16 protein-coding genes are annotated in these 16,689 nt (G+C 71.7%); 7 read left to right on the top strand and 9 right to left on the bottom strand.

Translation table 11 applies throughout. The features are described from left to right. Window positions 1-69: 69 nt before the first annotated feature. Window positions 70-873, top strand: coding sequence for an N-formylglutamate deformylase (hutG, locus tag LPC04_RS03670; RefSeq protein WP_275680824.1), 804 nt, complete (start codon window positions 70-72; stop codon window positions 871-873). Continuing rightward, on the top strand, window positions 870-2,303 hold the full coding sequence (hutF, locus tag LPC04_RS03675; RefSeq protein WP_275680825.1) for a formimidoylglutamate deiminase: 1,434 nt from the start codon (window positions 870-872) through the stop codon (window positions 2,301-2,303). The genes hutG and hutF overlap by 4 nt, the downstream gene beginning before the upstream one ends. An 8-nt stretch (window positions 2,304-2,311) precedes the next feature. Here the strand turns inward: hutF and LPC04_RS03680 are convergent, their stop codons facing one another. From LPC04_RS03680 to LPC04_RS03695, 4 genes are all read right to left on the bottom strand, one after another. Then, the gene (locus tag LPC04_RS03680) at window positions 2,312-2,653 is read right to left on the bottom strand and encodes a YciI family protein (RefSeq protein WP_275680826.1); all 342 of its coding nucleotides are present in this window, start codon (window positions 2,651-2,653) and stop codon (window positions 2,312-2,314) included. An 81-nt stretch (window positions 2,654-2,734) separates the two neighbouring features. After that, window positions 2,735-3,196: a hypothetical protein gene (locus LPC04_RS03685; RefSeq protein ID WP_275680827.1), complete on the bottom strand. Its 462-nt coding sequence runs from the start codon at window positions 3,194-3,196 to the stop codon at window positions 2,735-2,737. A gap of 335 nt (window positions 3,197-3,531) precedes the next feature. Beyond that, window positions 3,532-4,038: a cupin domain-containing protein gene (locus tag LPC04_RS03690; RefSeq protein ID WP_275680828.1), complete on the bottom strand. Its 507-nt coding sequence runs from the start codon at window positions 4,036-4,038 to the stop codon at window positions 3,532-3,534. 24 nt (window positions 4,039-4,062) lie between these two features. Further along, complete coding sequence (locus tag LPC04_RS03695; protein WP_275680829.1) at window positions 4,063-4,902, bottom strand: ferritin-like domain-containing protein; 840 nt, start codon at window positions 4,900-4,902, stop codon at window positions 4,063-4,065. A gap of 208 nt (window positions 4,903-5,110) precedes the next feature. Here LPC04_RS03695 and LPC04_RS03700 point away from each other — a divergent pair, with 208 nt between their 5' ends. The 5 genes from LPC04_RS03700 to LPC04_RS03720 all read left to right on the top strand — a co-directional run bounded on the left by LPC04_RS03700 (window position 5,111) and on the right by LPC04_RS03720 (window position 10,140). Beyond that, window positions 5,111-5,662 (top strand): hypothetical protein, encoded by a 552-nt coding sequence (locus LPC04_RS03700; RefSeq protein WP_275680830.1) that lies wholly within the window; start codon window positions 5,111-5,113, stop codon window positions 5,660-5,662. A 263-nt stretch (window positions 5,663-5,925) separates the two neighbouring features. Continuing rightward, complete coding sequence (locus LPC04_RS03705) at window positions 5,926-7,158, top strand: hypothetical protein (protein WP_275680831.1); 1,233 nt, start codon at window positions 5,926-5,928, stop codon at window positions 7,156-7,158. 57 nt (window positions 7,159-7,215) lie between these two features. Beyond that, window positions 7,216-7,893 carry a hypothetical protein gene (locus tag LPC04_RS03710; RefSeq protein ID WP_275680832.1) on the top strand — a complete coding sequence of 226 codons (678 nt, stop codon included), beginning with the start codon at window positions 7,216-7,218 and terminating at the stop codon, window positions 7,891-7,893. Window positions 7,894-8,345: 452 nt separating this feature from the next. Continuing rightward, complete coding sequence (locus tag LPC04_RS03715; RefSeq protein WP_275680833.1) at window positions 8,346-9,002, top strand: peroxiredoxin; 657 nt, start codon at window positions 8,346-8,348, stop codon at window positions 9,000-9,002. A gap of 49 nt (window positions 9,003-9,051) precedes the next feature. Continuing rightward, window positions 9,052-10,140: an MBL fold metallo-hydrolase gene (locus tag LPC04_RS03720; RefSeq protein WP_275680834.1), complete on the top strand. Its 1,089-nt coding sequence runs from the start codon at window positions 9,052-9,054 to the stop codon at window positions 10,138-10,140. Here the strand turns inward: LPC04_RS03720 and LPC04_RS03725 are convergent. From LPC04_RS03725 to LPC04_RS03745, 5 genes are all read right to left on the bottom strand, one after another. Beyond that, window positions 10,137-10,877, bottom strand: coding sequence for a DoxX family protein (locus tag LPC04_RS03725; RefSeq protein WP_275680835.1), 741 nt, complete (start codon window positions 10,875-10,877; stop codon window positions 10,137-10,139). The genes LPC04_RS03720 and LPC04_RS03725 overlap by 4 nt on opposite strands. Continuing rightward, window positions 10,874-13,402 (bottom strand): two-component system response regulator, encoded by a 2,529-nt coding sequence (locus LPC04_RS03730; RefSeq protein ID WP_275680836.1) that lies wholly within the window; start codon window positions 13,400-13,402, stop codon window positions 10,874-10,876. Before LPC04_RS03730 ends, LPC04_RS03725 begins: the two co-directional genes overlap by 4 nt. A 16-nt stretch (window positions 13,403-13,418) precedes the next feature. Beyond that, window positions 13,419-13,841, bottom strand: coding sequence for a response regulator (locus tag LPC04_RS03735; RefSeq protein ID WP_275680837.1), 423 nt, complete (start codon window positions 13,839-13,841; stop codon window positions 13,419-13,421). Window positions 13,842-13,930: 89 nt separating this feature from the next. Continuing rightward, window positions 13,931-15,868 carry a PAS domain-containing protein gene (locus LPC04_RS03740; RefSeq protein WP_275680838.1) on the bottom strand — a complete coding sequence of 646 codons (1,938 nt, stop codon included), beginning with the start codon at window positions 15,866-15,868 and terminating at the stop codon, window positions 13,931-13,933. A gap of 73 nt (window positions 15,869-15,941) precedes the next feature. Continuing rightward, window positions 15,942-16,526 (bottom strand): RBBP9/YdeN family alpha/beta hydrolase, encoded by a 585-nt coding sequence (locus LPC04_RS03745; protein WP_275680839.1) that lies wholly within the window; start codon window positions 16,524-16,526, stop codon window positions 15,942-15,944. Window positions 16,527-16,689 lie beyond the last annotated feature (163 nt).

Consider the following 16,689-nt stretch of genomic DNA (forward strand, 5'->3'; position numbering starts at 1 on the left):
CGTCCCCCGTGGGGACCGCGGGCCGGCTAGGGGCGGCCCGTCGCTCGCCCCGCGATGAAAGACAGATCCATGATTGCCGATCACCCCTGCTTCCACCTCAAGCCCGGCACCACGCCGCTGCTGGTGAGCCTGCCGCACTGCGGCGAGCTGATCCCCGACGAACTGAAGTCGCGCTACCACCCGCGCGCGCTCGATGTCGAGGACACCGACTGGCACCTGCACAAGCTCTACGCCTTCGCCGCCGAGATGGGCGCCAGCGTGCTGCAGCCGCGCGCGTCGCGCTTCGTCATCGACCTGAACCGCCCGTCCGACAACGCGCCGATGTACCCCGGCGCGAACAACACCGAGCTGTGCCCGACGCGCTTCTTCACCGGCGACGCGCTGTACGTCGACGGCGGCGCGCCGACCGAGGCCGAGATCAGGCGGCGCATCGCGCAGTGGTGGCAGCCGTACCACGGCGCGGTCGCCACCGAGCTCGCGCGCCTGAAGGCCGAGCACGGCCACGCGGTGATCTTCGACGGCCACAGCATCAAGAGCGAGCTGCCGTGGCTGTTCGAGGGCCGGCTGCCGGCGCTCAACCTCGGCACCGTCGACGGCAAGAGCTGCGCGCCGTCGTTGCGCGGCCAGCTGGGCGCCGTGCTGGCGAAGCAGGATCGCTACACGCACGTCGTCGACGGCCGCTTCAAGGGCGGCTACATCACGCGCCACTACGGCCGGCCGGACGACGGCATCCACGCCGTGCAGCTCGAGATGATCTGGGACTGCTACATGGACGAGACGCCGCCGTTCGCATATCGCCCCGACAAGGCCGCGCAGGTGCAGCCGCTGCTGCGCGAGCTGCTGCGCACGATGCGGGACTGGAAGCCGCAATGACGTCGCGTTACTGGGCGCCCGCCGCGTGGATGGACGGCGGCTGGCAGCAGGCGGTCGTGCTCGAAGTCGACGCGCAAGGCCACTGGTCGCACATCGCCGCCGGCGTGCCCGCGCCGCAGGACGCCGAGCAACTCGCCGGCCCCGTGCTGCCGGGCCTGGTCGACGCGCACAGCCACGCGTTCCAGCGCGCGTTCGCGGGCCTGGCCGAACGCCGCGAAGGCGACGACGACGACTTCTGGAGCTGGCGCGACCGCATGTACAAGGTCGCCAACGCCGTCACGCCCGAGAGCCTGCGCGCGATCGCCGCGCACCTGTACGTCGAGCTGCTGCGCGGCGGCTACACGCAGGTCTGCGAGTTCCACTACCTGCAGCACCAGGCCGACGGCACGCCCTACGACGATCCGCTCGCGCTGTCGATGGCGCTGGCCGACGCCGCCGCCGACGCCGGCATCGGCCTCACGCTGCTGCCGGTGCTGTACGAGCGCGCGGGGTTCACGGCGCCGTCGCTGCGGCCCGACCAGCGCCGCTTCCACGCCGGCGCGCGCGACGTCTGGCAGCGCAGCCGCGAGTTCGGCGAGCGCGTCGCTGCGGCCGGGCGCGCGTCGCTGGTGCCGCTCAACGCGGGCCTGGCGATCCACTCGGTGCGCGCCGCGGCCGCCGAGTCCGTTGCCGAACTGCGCCACCTCGCGCACGAGTTCGACGGCCCGATCCACGTGCACGTGTCCGAGCAGCGCGCCGAGCTGCGCGACTGCGTCGCGGCCACCGGCCAGACGCCCGTCGCCTGGCTCGCGTCGCAAGGCTGGCTGGACGCGCGCTGGCAGCTGGTGCACGCGACGCACGTCGATGCCGGCGAGATCGCCGCGACCGCCGCCAGCGGCGCGGGTGTCGTCATCTGCCCCAGCACCGAGGGCAATCTCGGCGACGGCTTCACCGACGTGCCGGCCTGGCTCGCCGCCGACGTCGATCTCGCGATGGGCTCCGACAGCAACGTCACGCGCAGCTGGCGCGAGGAGCTGCGCTGGATGGAATACGGCCAGCGGCTCAAGCTGGAGCGGCGCAACGTCTGCGCCCAGCCGCAGGGCGTGGCGAACACCGCGCACGGCCGCAGGTCGCGCCCGCAGCCCGACACCGCCGCCAGCCTGTTCGAACGCGCCCGCGCGGGTGGCGGACGCGCGGCCGGACACGCCTCATGGGGACTCGCCGTCGGCGCACGCGCCGACCTGCTGGTGATCGATCCCGACGACGCCAGCCTGGTCGGCCTGCCGCCCGCCCGCTGGCTCGACGCGCTGGTCTTCTCGAGCCCGGGCCGGCCCTGGCGCGACGTGATGGTCGCCGGGCGCTGGGCGCTGCGGCGCCACCATCACGCGCAGGTCGAGCGCATCAGTGCGGGGTTTGCGGCGGCGATGGCCGGGTTGTGGGGCGAGGCGTAGCGCCGCCCTCAGGACTGCGGGTCGAACCCGAAGACGCGCAACTCCTGGTCGCAGCGACAGGCCTTGGCGATGCGCGCCGCCCACGCGATGGCCTCGTCGCGCGAAGGCAGTTCCAGCACGGTGAAGCCGCCGTCGAGCGTGGGCGCCCACGGATAGCCGCCTGTTGCCACCGTGCCGTCGGCGGAGACGCGCACGGGCGGCACGCCTTCGTCGATGCCGCCGCCGAAGACGTAGACGCCGGCGGCCTTCGCCGCGTCGATCACGGCGTGTGCGTCGCGGCCCACGCCTTCCAGCTCGCCATCGGGCACGACCATCGCCGCGCTGGGAAACGAGATCAGGTACTTCGCCATGGTGTTCCTTCCGGGAGTCGATGGTGGTCGATCGCGGCTGACCGCGCCGGGCCTCGCCTCACGCTGGCGCCTCGGCTTGTCTCAACGCCGCAGCCGCTCCACCCACGTGTTCACGAGTTCCTGACCCTCAGGCGGCACCTGCACCCACGTGCCGCCGACAAGGATCGCCGCGCCGTGGGCGACCGTGTAGGTCGTCTTGATGGTGCCCTTGACGGGCGTGGCCTGGCCGCTCGCGCCGGGCGGCGGCACGTCCATCTCGAAGTTCACGACGGTGTCGGCCGGAATGCGCCGGTCGCTCGTCAGGCCGACGCCGGCTTCCGAGATGTTGCGAACCTCGAGTTCGATGATGTCGCCATTGGCCAATTGCATGCGCGCCGGCCACGTCACCTCGACGCGCCGGTCCGTGCGTGAATCGGGGGCGTCGCCGGCGACGCCCCCGGACGCGAGCGTCGCCGCGAGTTCGGCCGCCAGGGCCGCCTCGGCGGCCTCCGCGGTCGACTCGCCCGACTGCTCCATTGCCGACGGCGGGGGCAGGTCGAACATGGCAGCGACGTCTTCAGGGGGCGTTGTCGGCATGGCTTGAAGAGAAAGGGCTCGCGAGCACGGAAGACGATCCTAGCGCGAATGCGAGGCCGGCCTCGACCCATGCGGGCGCAATCGCGGGAGCATTCAACGCAGTCGCGCTCGAACTCGTCCAGGGCCCTGGGCGCGAACTTGCGTGCACCTGGAATTCCGCCTCCATCCACCGCCGCGCGTCCGCGACCTTCGGTCCGCCTCGCCATCGCCTCGCGGCGGCTGTCCGTGCGGCGACGCGTCCGGCCGACGCGCAGTTCCGCGCGAGTCGGGGCCTCGGAGCCGCTGCTCGCGGCGCGGGATCGCTACCTTCGAGCCGGCGGCTTCGTGCCGTCCGTCGCCGACGGCGCAGCCGCGTGATCGACGGGCGAGCCATCGGCCCGGAAGAATCGCCGCCCCGTCTCGTCGTGCCGCATCACGAGGCCGTGATCCGGGTAATGCACGGTGCCCGCCGCGGCGCGCGCGCCGACGACGAGGAAGGTCGCGTCGCCGGCGGCCCGGTTCTCCAGGCAGTGCGCCAGGGGCGCGCCCGCGGCCCAGGCCGCCGCGTCGCCGGCGCGCAGGACGGTCTCGACGTCCTCCACGAGCACGAGCTCGCCGGACAGCACGAGCACGAACTCGTCCTCGGTCTCGTGCCAGTGGCGATGCGACGAGCGCGAGCCGGGCGGCAGCCGTTCGAGGTGCACGCCGAACTGCACGAGGCCGGCCTGGTCGCCGAGAGCGAGCGTCGCGTGCGGGCCGTCGTCCTGCCCCGTCAGCCGGTTCGCGACGGCGGGATGCGGCTGCCAGTCGTCGAGGCGGAGCCTGGGCATGGCGTGTCGCTGCGCCGGCCGGCCTCAGGGATGGACGATCCCGGCGCCCAGCACCGACAGCGGCCACATGACGAAGCGTTGCAGCGCCGGGCTGAGCCGCAGCGGCTTGATCGCCATGCGCACGGCAAGCTCCATCGGCAGGTGTTCGCTGACGAGCCGATAGGCCTGCTCGATCAGCTGCTTGTTCGAGGCCACCGCGGCGTCCGACACGCGCGACGGCCGACTGCGCCGGTGCCAGGCCGCGACGTGGCGCGACGCGATCGTCGTGTCCTCGCGCCGCAACTCCAGCGCGCGGCGCACGAGTGCACCCAGGATGTGCCGGCGGCCAAGATTCTCCGAGCTAGCGTACTTCTGGAAGAAGCCGTAGAAGTGCTTGTAGTGGCGCACCTCGTCGCTGCGGATCCGCCACGTGAGGTCGCGCAGCACCGGCTCCTTGCAGGCCGCGTTCAGCGCCTGGTAGTAAGTGGTCGTGCCCATCTCGACGATGCAGCGCGCGGCGAGTTCCTGGCCGCAGGTGGGCTCGAGTTCCTCCATCGTGCACAGCCGCGAATAGTCGGCGAAGAAGTCGGCATACGCGCCGTCCCAGTCGAACTCCGGCCAGACGTGGCGCACGTAGGCCTGCAGTGCGCGGCCGTGCTGCAGTTCCTCGGGTTCCCAGTGATCGCGCAGCCAGTCGCCGACCTCGTCGTCGTGGGCGAAGCGTTCGAGCAGGTTGCCGGTGTAGGTATCGCTGCCGCTCTCCACGAAGGACGCGCTGCAGACGAGCAGGAACATCGCGTCGTCGCCCCTCACGCGCGCGGGGTCGATGGCGGAGAAATCGATGTCGGCGAGCGACCAGGGCAATTGTCGGGTTGAGTCGGTCATGAAGGATCCGGGAGCAATCCGCGTTCTCGCACAACGGTGGGCGGTCCGCAAGCCCGAGGCGGGCGCAGGCGCCCAGGGAACCAACGGCCGGGCACGGGATCTACCACGTAGAGTCTTGTAAAGGCGTCCAACCTGTGCTCGACATGAACGCCCGAAGGCAGAGAATCAGCACATGCGCCAAAAGCGCGTTCCTGAAGGAGATTTCGACATGAGTGCAACCATCGTTCATACCCCGGCGTTGGTGCCATCGCGCGGCCGCACGCTGCGCCGTTCCCTCGCCATTGCCGCCGGCGCCATCGCGCTGGCCTGCAGCGGCCTCGCCCAGGCCGCGCCGGGTGGCTGGCACGGCGGCGGCGGCGGCGGTTGGCACGGCGGTGGCGGCTGGCACGGCGGCTATCACGGGGGCTACTACCGCGGCTGGGGCTGGGATCCGCTGTGGGGCTTCGGCCTGGGCCTGGGGGTCGCCGCCCTGGCGTCGCCGTACTACTACGACGCGCCGACGGTCGTGTACACCAACCCGCCGGTCTACTACCCGCCCACCACGGTCTACGCGACGCCCGCGCCCGCCGCGGTGCCCGCGCCGTCGGCGGCCGAGCCGATCTTCTATCCGCGCAACGGCCAGTCCGCCGCGCAGACCGAGGCCGATCGCCGCGCCTGCAACAGCTGGGCGACGACGCAGAACAACGCGATGAACGACGCCAGCATCTTCCAGCGCGCCACCTTCGCGTGCATGGACGGACGCGGCTACACCGCGCGCTGAGGCCTCCGCCTCGGGCCAGGTCGCGCCACACCCGCGCGGCCTGGCGCCCCGTTGTGCCAGCAGCGATATCGAAGGCGTCGTGACGACGACCTCGCCGGCTCGCATACCACCCGCCGTATCCGCTCGCCATCCCTACGCACAGGAAGCCGCGGCGCCGCCGGCCCGGGGTTCCCCTGAGCCATGACGCCTCGCGGCCATCCCAGAATCGCCGCCGAGGCATCGCGCCCGCGCCTCGCTGGCGAATGCGTCAAGGGAGAAACACAATGATCCGCAGCAGATTCGCGCTCGGCGCCCTCGCGCTGGCCTGCGCCGCGGCCGCGCAGGCGGCCCCGCACACCCGCCTCAGCTACGTCAGCGAGCCGTCCTTCCTCACGGCCTATCTCATCGACTGGGACGCCGCCACCCACCGCGCGCACCTGGTGGACTTCGCCGGCAACGCCGACGGTACCTGGACCGACGACGGCACGCTGCGCGTGCTGACGCTGTCGGCGCCGATCGAGACGACGCAGGACACCTTCGACTGCAACGGCCTGCCGATGACCCAGACCGTCGACCTGCGGCAGGTCGCCGTGCGCCACGTCTCGGGCGGCGCGCACAAGGGCAGCGCGCAGGTGATCGAGATCGGCACCACCACCGACATCGGCGGCTGCACGCCCGGGCTCGTCACGCCCTACGGCTCGACCAGCGACCCCGGCACCCCCACCACCTACGCCGACATGGCCGATCGCCCGGGCATGGACGACCTCGCTCACGGCGCCACGCTGGCCGGCATGAGCGACACCGACCCGGCCGGCGTCGTCGACCCGACACAACTCGTCGCGCGCCTGACGACGTTCGCGCACCACAGCGTCACCTTCGCCGACACGGGCGCCTCGGTGCCGCGTGATCTCGTCGACGGCTGGTTCGTGCTGGACTTCGGCACGTTCCAGCGCGGCTACACGCGCCTGTCGGTCGATCCGCACACGCACGCGGAGACCTGGCTCGGCGCGGCCTGGAGCAGCGGCGGCCCGACGTCCGTGTTCCAGACCATGATGGTCGTGCCCGATGCGTCGGCCGGATTCGGCGGCCACAACGCGCAGGCGCACGTCTGGAACTCCGGCCTGTTCCTGCAGTCCGACTCGCCCACCGACTACCAGCTCTACGCGGACAACACCGGCGTGTTCGAGGAGAAGGACACCAGCGGCAACGTGCTGCTGTCGATGCCGGCCACCTGGGCCGACAGCGGCGCGAACCTCGTCCTCACGCGCAGCAACAACCTGGCGTCGAACTTCTACGTGCGCACCTGGGTGCCGATCGCCAATTACGGCAAGGCGCACTTCGTGTTCGAGAACGAGGACCTGCACACCGTCGCGAGCGGCAGCGTCTCGGTGCGCATCCTTCCGCGCGTGAATTTCTACGTCGACGCCGGCAAGGCGACGCCCCCGGCCACGACGCCCGCCGCCCACACGCTCGCGCGCAAGCCGGCGCCGGAAGCGGTCAAGGGCCTGCCGCGCTGAGCGGCGTCCCGGCCGCGTCCGGGACCTTCGCTTGCCGGGCGCTGCGCAGGACAACCGATGCGCAGCGCCCTCGACTTCAGTTCCTGGCAGACCCTGATCTCCACCCTGCTCGGCCTCGTGCTGGTCTCGGTGGTGGCCGTCGGCGTGCGGCTGCTCGTGATGCAGACCGTGCAGCAACGGCGCGAGCGCGAGAACCGGCAGATCAACGAGCGCCTGAAGACGCTGATCGCCGCGTACAAGACGCTGGGCGGATCGTTCACCGGCGCCCTGGCCGTCGATCCGCGGCACCTGCGCGAGCTGCGCGCACTGGCGCCGGACGCGGCCGGCGGCTCGGATCGCGCGCGCCGCGTGCGCGACGCGGTCGAGGCGGCGCTGTCCGACGTGATCCTGCTGGGCACCGACGACCAAGTGCGGCTCGCCGCGCATGCGGCCACCGAGATGGCGGCGGGTCGTCCGGTCGAGACGGCGGCGCTGGTCGCCTCGCTGCGCGACTTCATCCGCGACGTGCTGGAGCTGGAGCCGATCCCGGCGTCGGTCGCGATCCCGAAGCAGGGGCCGTTGCGCTCGCTGGGCGCGCGTGACAAGGCCGCCGGCGGCGGCGGCGGGCCCGGCGGTGGCGGCAAGGGCGGCGCCGATGGCGGCGGGGGAGCCGGTGGCGGGATGGGCGGTGGCCTGGGCGGCGCGTCGGCGGCCCATCACGCGGGGACGGACGACGACGAGCCCGAGGCGCACTGAACTCGCCTTCGCGTGAAGAACGGCGCCGCGCGGCGCCGACATCGTCCTACACTGGCGCCCTGGCCCGACGCGCGCGAGGCCACACGAGGGACGCCACCATGATTGCCGACACCACCCGGTCGCTTCTGCTGCAGACCTACCCGACGCTGCGCGAACTCGAGCCCGAGAAGCTCGACGAGCGGCCCGCCAGCGCCGCCCACAGGCCTCGGAGCGCCTGTCCGACCTGCTGGAGCTGGTCGCCGCCGTCACCTTCCGGAAGCTCGACCAGCGGCTCGCGCCCGCGCTCGCGGCCAAGCCCACGCCGATCCGCACCATGCACCAGGCGCTGAACGCCTGGCCACCCTGTCGCCGCGACGCGCGGGCTTGTCCTGGCCGCGCGCTGTAACCTTCCTCACAGAACGGCCGCCGCCGCTGCGCGACACTGCCGATCACTCACCCAACCGGAGCCTGCCATGTCTCTTCGCATCAACGACACCGCCCCCAACTTCACCGCCCAGACCACGCAGGGCACGATCACCTTCCATGACTGGATCGGCGACAGCTGGGCCGTCCTGTTCTCGCACCCCAAGGACTTCACGCCGGTGTGCACCACCGAGCTGGGCTACATGGCCCGCATCGAACCGGAGTTCGCCAAGCGCAACACCAAGATCATCGGCCTGTCGATCGACCCGGTGGACAGCCACGCGAAGTGGGAAGCCGACATCGAGGAGACGCAGGGCGCCAAGGTCAACTACCCGATGATCGGCGACACCGACCTCGCGGTGGCCAAGCTCTACAACATGCTGCCCGCCGACGAGGCCGGTGGCGCCGATGGCCGCACCGCCGCCACCAACGCCACGGTGCGCTCGGTCTTCGTCGTCGGCCCGGACAAGAAGATCAAGCTGATGCTCACCTACCCGATGACCACCGGCCGCAACTTCGACGAGATCCTGCGCGTGCTCGACTCGATGCAGCTGACCGCCAGGCACAAGGTGGCCACGCCGGTGAACTGGAAGAACGGCGACGACGTGATCATCACGACGGCCGTGTCCAACGAGGAAGCCGCGACCAGGTTCCCCGGCTTCAAGACGGTCAAGCCCTACCTGCGCACCACCAAGCAGCCGTCCTGATCGACCCCGCGCCGCGCGCGCGGGCCGCGCCTCTTTCCGATTGAGAGCCATGTTCGGCGACCTCGTCTTCCGCCAGCTGTTCGACGCCGCGTCGTCGACCTACACCTACCTGCTCGGATGCCCGCGCACGCGCCAGGCGGTGATCATCGACACGGTGTTCGAGCAGCACCTGCGCGACCGCGCGCTGGTCGAGGAGCTGGGGCTGACGCTGGTCGCCGCGCTCGACACCCACTGCCACGCCGACCACGTCACCGGTGCCTGGCTGATGCAGCAGGCCACCGGCTGCCGCATCGGCATCTCGGCGCGCTACGGCGACGAGATGCGCGGCGCCGACCTGCGGCTGGACGGCGGCGACCGCGTCGTCTTCGGCCAGCACCGCCTCGACGTGCGCGCCACGCCCGGCCACACCGGCGGCTGCCTCACCTTCGTCGACGGCGACCGCCGCATGGCCTTCACCGGCGACTGCCTGCTGATCCGCGGCGCCGGCCGCTGCGACTTCCAGCAGGGCCACGCCGGCACGCTGTATCGCTCGATCACGCAGCAGATCTTCAGCCTGCCCGACGAATGCCTGGTCTTCCCGGGCCACGACTACAGCGGCCGCACGATGTCGTCGGTCGGCGAAGAACGGCGCCACAACCCGCGCATCGGCGGCCACGCGGACGAGCGCGACTTCGTCGGCTTCATGGAGAACCTGCACTTGCCGCACCCCAAGCAGCTGGCCGTGGCGCTGCCCGCCAACCAGCGCTCCGGCCGCCCCGAGGACGGCGCCGCGCCGCGCGTGGCCGACTGGGCGCCGGTGCGCCAGACCTACGCCGGCCTGATCGAGATCGAACCGGACTGGGTCTCCGAGCACCTGGACGACGTGCTGCTGCTGGACGTGCGCCAACCCGAAGAGATGGACGAGCGCCTGGGTCGCATCGCCTCGGCACGGCTGCTGCCGCTCAGCGAGCTCAAGGCGCGCCTCGATTCGCTGCCGCGCGACAAGCCGGTCGTCGCGGTCTGCCACGCCGGCATGCGCTCGGGCCAGGCCACGGTGCTGCTCAAGCAAGGCGGCTTCACGCGCGTGGCCAACCTGCGCGGCGGCATGCTGACCTGGCACCAGATGGGGCTGCCGGTGGTGCGCGGAGCTGCGACCTAGGCGCCGCTCTTGCTCAGCATCGCCTGCGCGATCACCCACGCCGCCGCGCTGAGCATCAGCGAGATGACGCTCTCGCTCCAGCTGGACGCGTCGGCATGGCCCGAGGCCAGGATGGGCAACCACACGAACGCCGTGAAGCCGGCGATCTGCAGCGCCGCGAGCGCCGCGGCCAGGCGCGCGAGCACGCCCGCGAGCAGCGCGGCGGCCGCCAGGAGGTAGGCACCGCCGGTGGACATCGCCCACGCGCGCGGCGCCGGCAGCCAGGCGGGCACCAGCGAGGCCGTCTCCTTCAGATAGACGAAGTGCGCGATGCCGAACGGGATCAGCGCGAGGCCAAACAACACCCGTGCGACGACGCGGCCGCGCCATCCGTCCAGCGCCAGCAGCACCCAGGTCGCGGCCAGCGGCACCAGCGTCTCGCCGCAGCCCGACCAATAGCCCGCGATCGCGGGCGCCATCATCGCGTCGACGAGCCGCGCCAGCAGCAGCCACAGCACGAGCCAGGCCGCCAGCACGCGCGCCGCCACGGGCAGCGTGCGCCGCCACGGCAGCCCGAGGCCGCAGGCGACGACGAGCCCGCCGATGAACCAGGGCAAAACCGCCGGCACCGGCACGCCGTGCGGCACCGGGCCCCAGACGCCCACGGTGCCGCGCGTGACGAGCGCATGCGCGCCCAGCACGACCAGCGAGGCCGCGAAGGCCACGCGCGCCGCGTCCGCGCCGCACGTCTCCGTCACGCCGGCCCGGCCGGACGCGCGGCGGCGGCGGCCTCCTTCAGGCGCTCCAGCAGCGGCGGCAGCTCCTCCGCCGGCACCGGATGCGCGAGCAGGAAGCCCTGCATCTCGTCGCAGCCCTGGTTGACCAGCTGCAGCCGCTGCTCCAGCGTCTCCACGCCCTCGGCGATCACGCGCAGGCCCAGCTTGTGGGTCATCACGATGATGGTCTCGACGATGGCGGCATCGTCCGAATCGGTGGGGATGCCGCCGATGAACGAGCGGTCGATCTTGAGGCGATCGAGCGGCAGGCGCTTGAGGTAGGCGAGGCTCGAGTAGCCGGTGCCGAAGTCGTCGATCGACAGCAGCACGCCGAGCTCGCGCAGCGACTGCAGCACGCTCTGCGCGTGCAGCGGGTCGAGCATCACGCTGCTCTCGGTGATCTCGAGCTCGAGGCACGGCGCCGGCAGGCCGCTGAGCGACAGCGCGCGCCGCACGGCGGTGTCGAGCCCGGCGCGCTGCAACTGGCGCGCCGAGATGTTGACGGCCACGCGCAGGCCGTCGGCGACGCCCTCGCGCTGCCACTGCGCGACCTGGCGGCAGGCCTCGTTGAGCACCCACTCGCCGATGCCCAGCACCAGGCCCGTCTCCTCGGCCATCGGGATGAACGCGTTGGGCAGCACGAGCCCGCGCACCGGGTGGCGCCAGCGCACCAGCGCCTCGACCGCGCAGACCTCGCCGGTGGCCAGATCGAGCTGCGGCTGGTAGTGCAGCTCGAGCTCGTGGCGCTCGACCGCGCGCCGCAGGTCGTTCTCGAGACGCAGGCGGCCGTGCGCCTGCGCGTTCATCTCGGGGCTGAAGAAGCGGTACGCGTTGCGGCCCTCGCCCTTGGCCTCGTACAGCGCGATGTCGGCGTACTTCAGCAGCAGCGCGCCGCTGTCGCCGTCGCGCGGGAACAGGCTCAGGCCCAGGCTGGCGGTGACGTGCAGCTCCTGGCCTTCGAGCGTGAACGGCTCGCCGAGCGCGCGCATCAGCTTCTCGGCGATGCGCGCGGCGCCGGTCGGGCCGCCGACGTTGGCCACGACCACCTGGAACTCGTCGCCGCCGACGCGCGCGACGGTGTCGGCGTCGCGCAGCGTCGTGCGCAGGCGACGCGCGATCTCCTGCAGCAGCTGGTCGCCGACGTGGTGGCCCAGCGAGTCGTTGACGAGCTTGAAACGGTCGAGGTCGATGAACAGCACCGCCAGCTGCTGGTCGAGCCGCTGCGCCTGCGACAGCGCCTGCCCGAGCCGGTCCATCAGCATCGTGCGATTGGGCAGGCCGGTGAGCGAGTCGTGGTAGGCCAGGTGCTCGATGCGCGCGTCCTGGGCCTTGCGCTCGGTGATGTCCTGGATCACGCCGGCGCGCCGCACGTCGCGGCCGGCGCCGTCGCGCACGACATAGACGCGCATGACCACGAAGCGCGTCTCGCCGCCCGGCGGGCAGACGCGGAACTCGACCTCGAGCTCGCCCTGGTGGAGGCGGTCCATGTGCTGGCGCACGGTCTCGCGGTCGTCCTCGTGCACGTGCGCGAGCCACGCGCGCCAGTCGGCATAGACCGCCGACACCGGCATGCGGAAGATGCGCTCGAAGGCCGGGCTCACGTACAGCGCGAGCCGGCGCTTCGGATCGCTGAGGTAGAACACGTCGCCGATCGACTCGGCCATCTGGCGGAAGCGCTCCTCGCTCTCGCGCAGCGCGCCGCGCTCGCGTTCGAGCTGCGCGCGGTACCACGCGTTCTCGATGGCCACCGGCAGCCGGTGCAGCAGGTCGTCCTGCTTGACGAGGTAGTCGGTGGCGCCGAGCTTCAGGGTCTGCGCGGCGCTGGTCTCGTCGCCGTGGCCGGTGATCACGATGATGGGCACGTTGAGGTGCCGTTCGTGGCGCACCTCGCGCACGACGTCCAGCGCGTTCATGCCGGGCAGCTTGAAATCGAGCAGCAGCACGTCGGGGCCGCTCTCGACCTCCGGCGGCAGGCGCGCGAGCGCCTCCTGCGCACTGGACACGGCCTCCACCTGCACGTGCGGCGCATAGCGCGCGAGATGGCGCTGCAGCAGGTCGACGTCGCTCGCGCTCGGCTCGGCATAGAGCACGAGGATGGGCGTCGAGCGATGCACCGAGGCCTCGCGGAAGGTCTCGACGACGTCGGCCAGCGTGGCCGGCAGGCGTTCGATGTAGCTGCCGGCCTTGACGACGTAGTCATCGGCGCCGCTGCGCAGCGCGGTGACGACCAGCGCCTCGTCGCCCGAGCCGGTGAGCATCACGACGGCGACGCCCAGCCCGCGCTGGCGCACCTCGCCCAGCAGCTCGAGGCCGTTGCCATCGGGCAGGCGCATGTCCACCAGCAACACGTCGGGCAGCGTGCCGGCAAGCTCCTGCGCGGCGAGGCGCTCGCGCGCGTCGGCGAGCGTGTGGACGGTCTCGATCGCGATGTCGGGCGCGAGCCGCGCCAGGCGCCGGCAGGTCAGGTCGGCGTCCTGTTCGTTGTCTTCGACGTACAGGACTCGCATGGTGTTCGGCGTCGTTTCAGATGGCTTGCTGGTTCAGCACGCACCAATACAAGTCGATCTGCGCCGCCACGTCGATGAACTTCTCGAACTCGACCGGCTTGACGATGTAGGAGTTGACGCCCAGCGCATAGGCCGAGGCGACGTCCGCGTCCTCGCGCGAGGTGGTGAGCACGACCACCGGGATGCGGCAGTAGTCGGCGTGCGCCTTGAGCTGGCGCAGCACCTCGAGGCCGCTGACGCGCGGCAGCTTCAGATCGAGCAGGATCACCACCGGCAGCGGATGGCCCGCATCCCAGCGCGCGATCCACTCCAGCGCCTCCTCGCCGTCGCGCGCCACTTCCAGCACGTTGACGATGTGACGCTTCGCGAACGCACGCTGCGTCAGGTCGACATCCATCGGGTTGTCTTCGACGAGCAGGATCGGGCGGCGATCTTCCATCCGAGCAGCATAGCGAAATGCACGCTCTTTCACACGGCATTTGCACCGCCCCTGTTTGAAGCGGGACGCCGCGGCGGCGCGGCATCGAGTCAGGGGTTCGCGGCTTGAACCGCGGGCAGCCGGATCCAGAACGTCGCGCCCTGCCCCTTCGCGCTCTCCGCCCAGACCTTGCCGTGCATGCGCTCGACGGCCTTGCGCACGATCGCCAGCCCGACGCCGGTGCCCGGATATTCCTCGGCGCGGTGCAGGCGCTGGAAGATCTCGAAGATGCGGTCGTGGTAGCGCATGTCGAACCCGGGCCCGTTGTCGCGCACCCAGAACAGCGCGTGCCCTTGCGAGCGGCGGGCGCCGATCTCGATGGCCCGGTCGGGGCGGCCGGCGGTGAACTTGACCGCGTTGTCCAGGAGGTTGCGCAGCGCCAGCACCAGCCCGTCGCGCTCGCCCACCACGCCCAGCTCGGGATCGACCTCCGAGCGCAGCGCGATCGCGCCGGCCGCAACCTCGGCGGCGACGCCGTCCACGACGGCCGCCACGACCGGGCCGGCCGTCACCGGCCCCAGCTTCGGGCGGCCCCGCTCCACGCGCGAATACGCCAGCAGGTCGTCGATCAGCTTGCCCATGTGGCCCGTCGCCTTGCGGATCATCTCGACGAAGAAGCGCCCTTCCTCGTCGAGCTTGTCGGCGTGGTCGGACTCCAGCAGCCGGCTGTAGCCGTCGATGCCGCGCAGCGGCGCCTTCAGGTCGTGCGAGACCGAGTACGTGAACCCCTCCATCTCGCGGTGCTTGGCCTCCAGCTCCGACGTGCGCTCGGCCACGCGCTGCTCGAGCTCGGTGTTGAGCTGTCGGATCTCCTGTTCGGCGCGGCGGCGCTCGGTGATGTCGATCAGGAAGCCGTGCCAGACGACGCCGCCGTCGCTCTCGCGCACCGGCATCGAGTGCGCCTCCAGGCAGCGCTCGCCCGCCGCGGTGAGCGGGACGCGGAAGGTCGCCAGCCAGGCACTTCCAAGTTCGGCCGACTCGCGCAGCGAGGCGTCCACCAGCCGGCGGTCGTCGGGATGCACGAGATCGAGCAGGTCGATGCCGCGCTCGACCAGCGTGGCCGCGTCGACGCCCAGCAGCTCCTTGATCGCCGGGCTGGCGAACGTGAGGCGGCCGTGGCCTTCGGCATCGCGGCAGTACGAGTTGACGGCGCCCGGCGCCGTGGCGACGATGCGCTCGAGCCGCTCCTGCGCGAGGCGGTGCGCCTGCTCCAGCGCCTTGGTGGTGTGCGCAAGCGTGATGTCCTCGGCGAAGCCGGCCATGTAGCGCATGCGGCCTTCGGGGCCGAACAGCGGAAAGCCGCGGCCGCGGATCCACACGAGGCGGCCGTCGGGCCGGGTCATGCGGTACTCGGTCTCGTACATGCCCGACGCGTTGGTCTGCAGCGCGGCCGAAGCCACGCGTTCCCTGTCCTCGGCGTGGATGCCGTCCAGCCAGTGCGACAGGTCGTCGTAGAGCGGCGCCGCCGGCCGGCCCCAGATGCGCTCGTAGGCCGAGTTCATGTACAGCAGCTTGCGGGTGCGCGGATCGACGATCCAGATCAGGTCCAGCGCGTGGTCGCCGAACATGCGGAACAGCTGCTCGCTCTCGCGCGCCGTCTCCATCGCGCGATGCTCGCTGGTGAAGTCGGTGAACGAGACGACCGCGCCGCGCCCCCGCCCTTCGCCGATCGAGTCCACCGGCACCGCCCGCACGCGCAGCCAGCGCTCGCCGTGGCTGGGCGTCTGCACGACGACGGTGCCCGAGGTCGTCTCGCCCGGCCCGTGCAGCGCGCGCCAGACCGGGCGCTGCTGCTCGGGCATCGGCTCGCCGTGCTCGTCGTGCTGCACCCAGCCGAGGTCGTCGATGCGCACGCCGAGCGCGCCGTCGCCCAGGCCCAGCACCTCGCGCGCGGCGCGGTTGGCGTCGACGATACGCAGGTCGGTATCGAACCAGAGCAGGCCCGACTCGAGCGAGTCGATGATGCGCCGGTCGTTGTCTGCTGCCACGCGGATCTCCCTGCCTGCTGCGAAACGCAGCATGCACTCTAGCGAGAAACCCGCCGGCGAGGAAACAGGGAGATCAGGCCGCGACGCGCCAGGGCCGGGTGTCGAGACGGTTCAGCGCGCCGGCCGCCCACTCGCGCGCGAGCGGGAACGGGCCGAAACCGGACTCGACGTTGATGTGCCCCGCATCGCCCAGGTTGATCCAGTCGCTGCTCCACAGGCGCGCCCACGCGAGCGCCTGCGTCGCGGACATCCACGGGTCGCTGTCGCTCGCCACCAGGCAGGTGGGCATGGGCAGCGGCGCCTGCGGCAGTGCGTTGGCCGCGTTGAAGCGCGTCGGCTCGGCAGGCGCGACGAGCAGCATCTGCGCGATCCCCAGCCCGGGATAGCGCGCGGCCGCGTGCAGCGAGGCCAGGCAGCCGAAGCTGTGCGCGACGATCACGTGCGGGCCCGGACCCTGCGCGTCGACGGTCTCGGCGACGCGGTCGGCCCAGCGCTCGATGTCGGGCACGCTCCAGAAGTCCTGCTCGACGCGCACCGAGCCGGCGATCTGCCCGTTCAGCCAGCTCTGCCAGTGCGCGGGGCCGCTGCCGTGCAGGCCCGGCACGATCACGAGGCGCGACTTCGCCGGATGGCGGGCGGGGGCGTGGATGGCGTTCATGGCAAGCCAGCGTAAGCATCGCGCCGGGCGGCGCCAACGAAGGAAATGCCATATGCATCGTCGCGCCCTCGAAAATATTCGGCGCGCCGGCCTCAAGTTCCGGCGCGAGCGGCCGAAGAGCCGAACAAGCGCTCTTTCCGACTAGCACCGACGGCCCCCTTCC

Source organism: Scleromatobacter humisilvae, assembly GCF_023231945.1.
Classification (GTDB): Bacteria; Pseudomonadota; Gammaproteobacteria; order Burkholderiales; family Burkholderiaceae_C; genus Scleromatobacter; species Scleromatobacter humisilvae.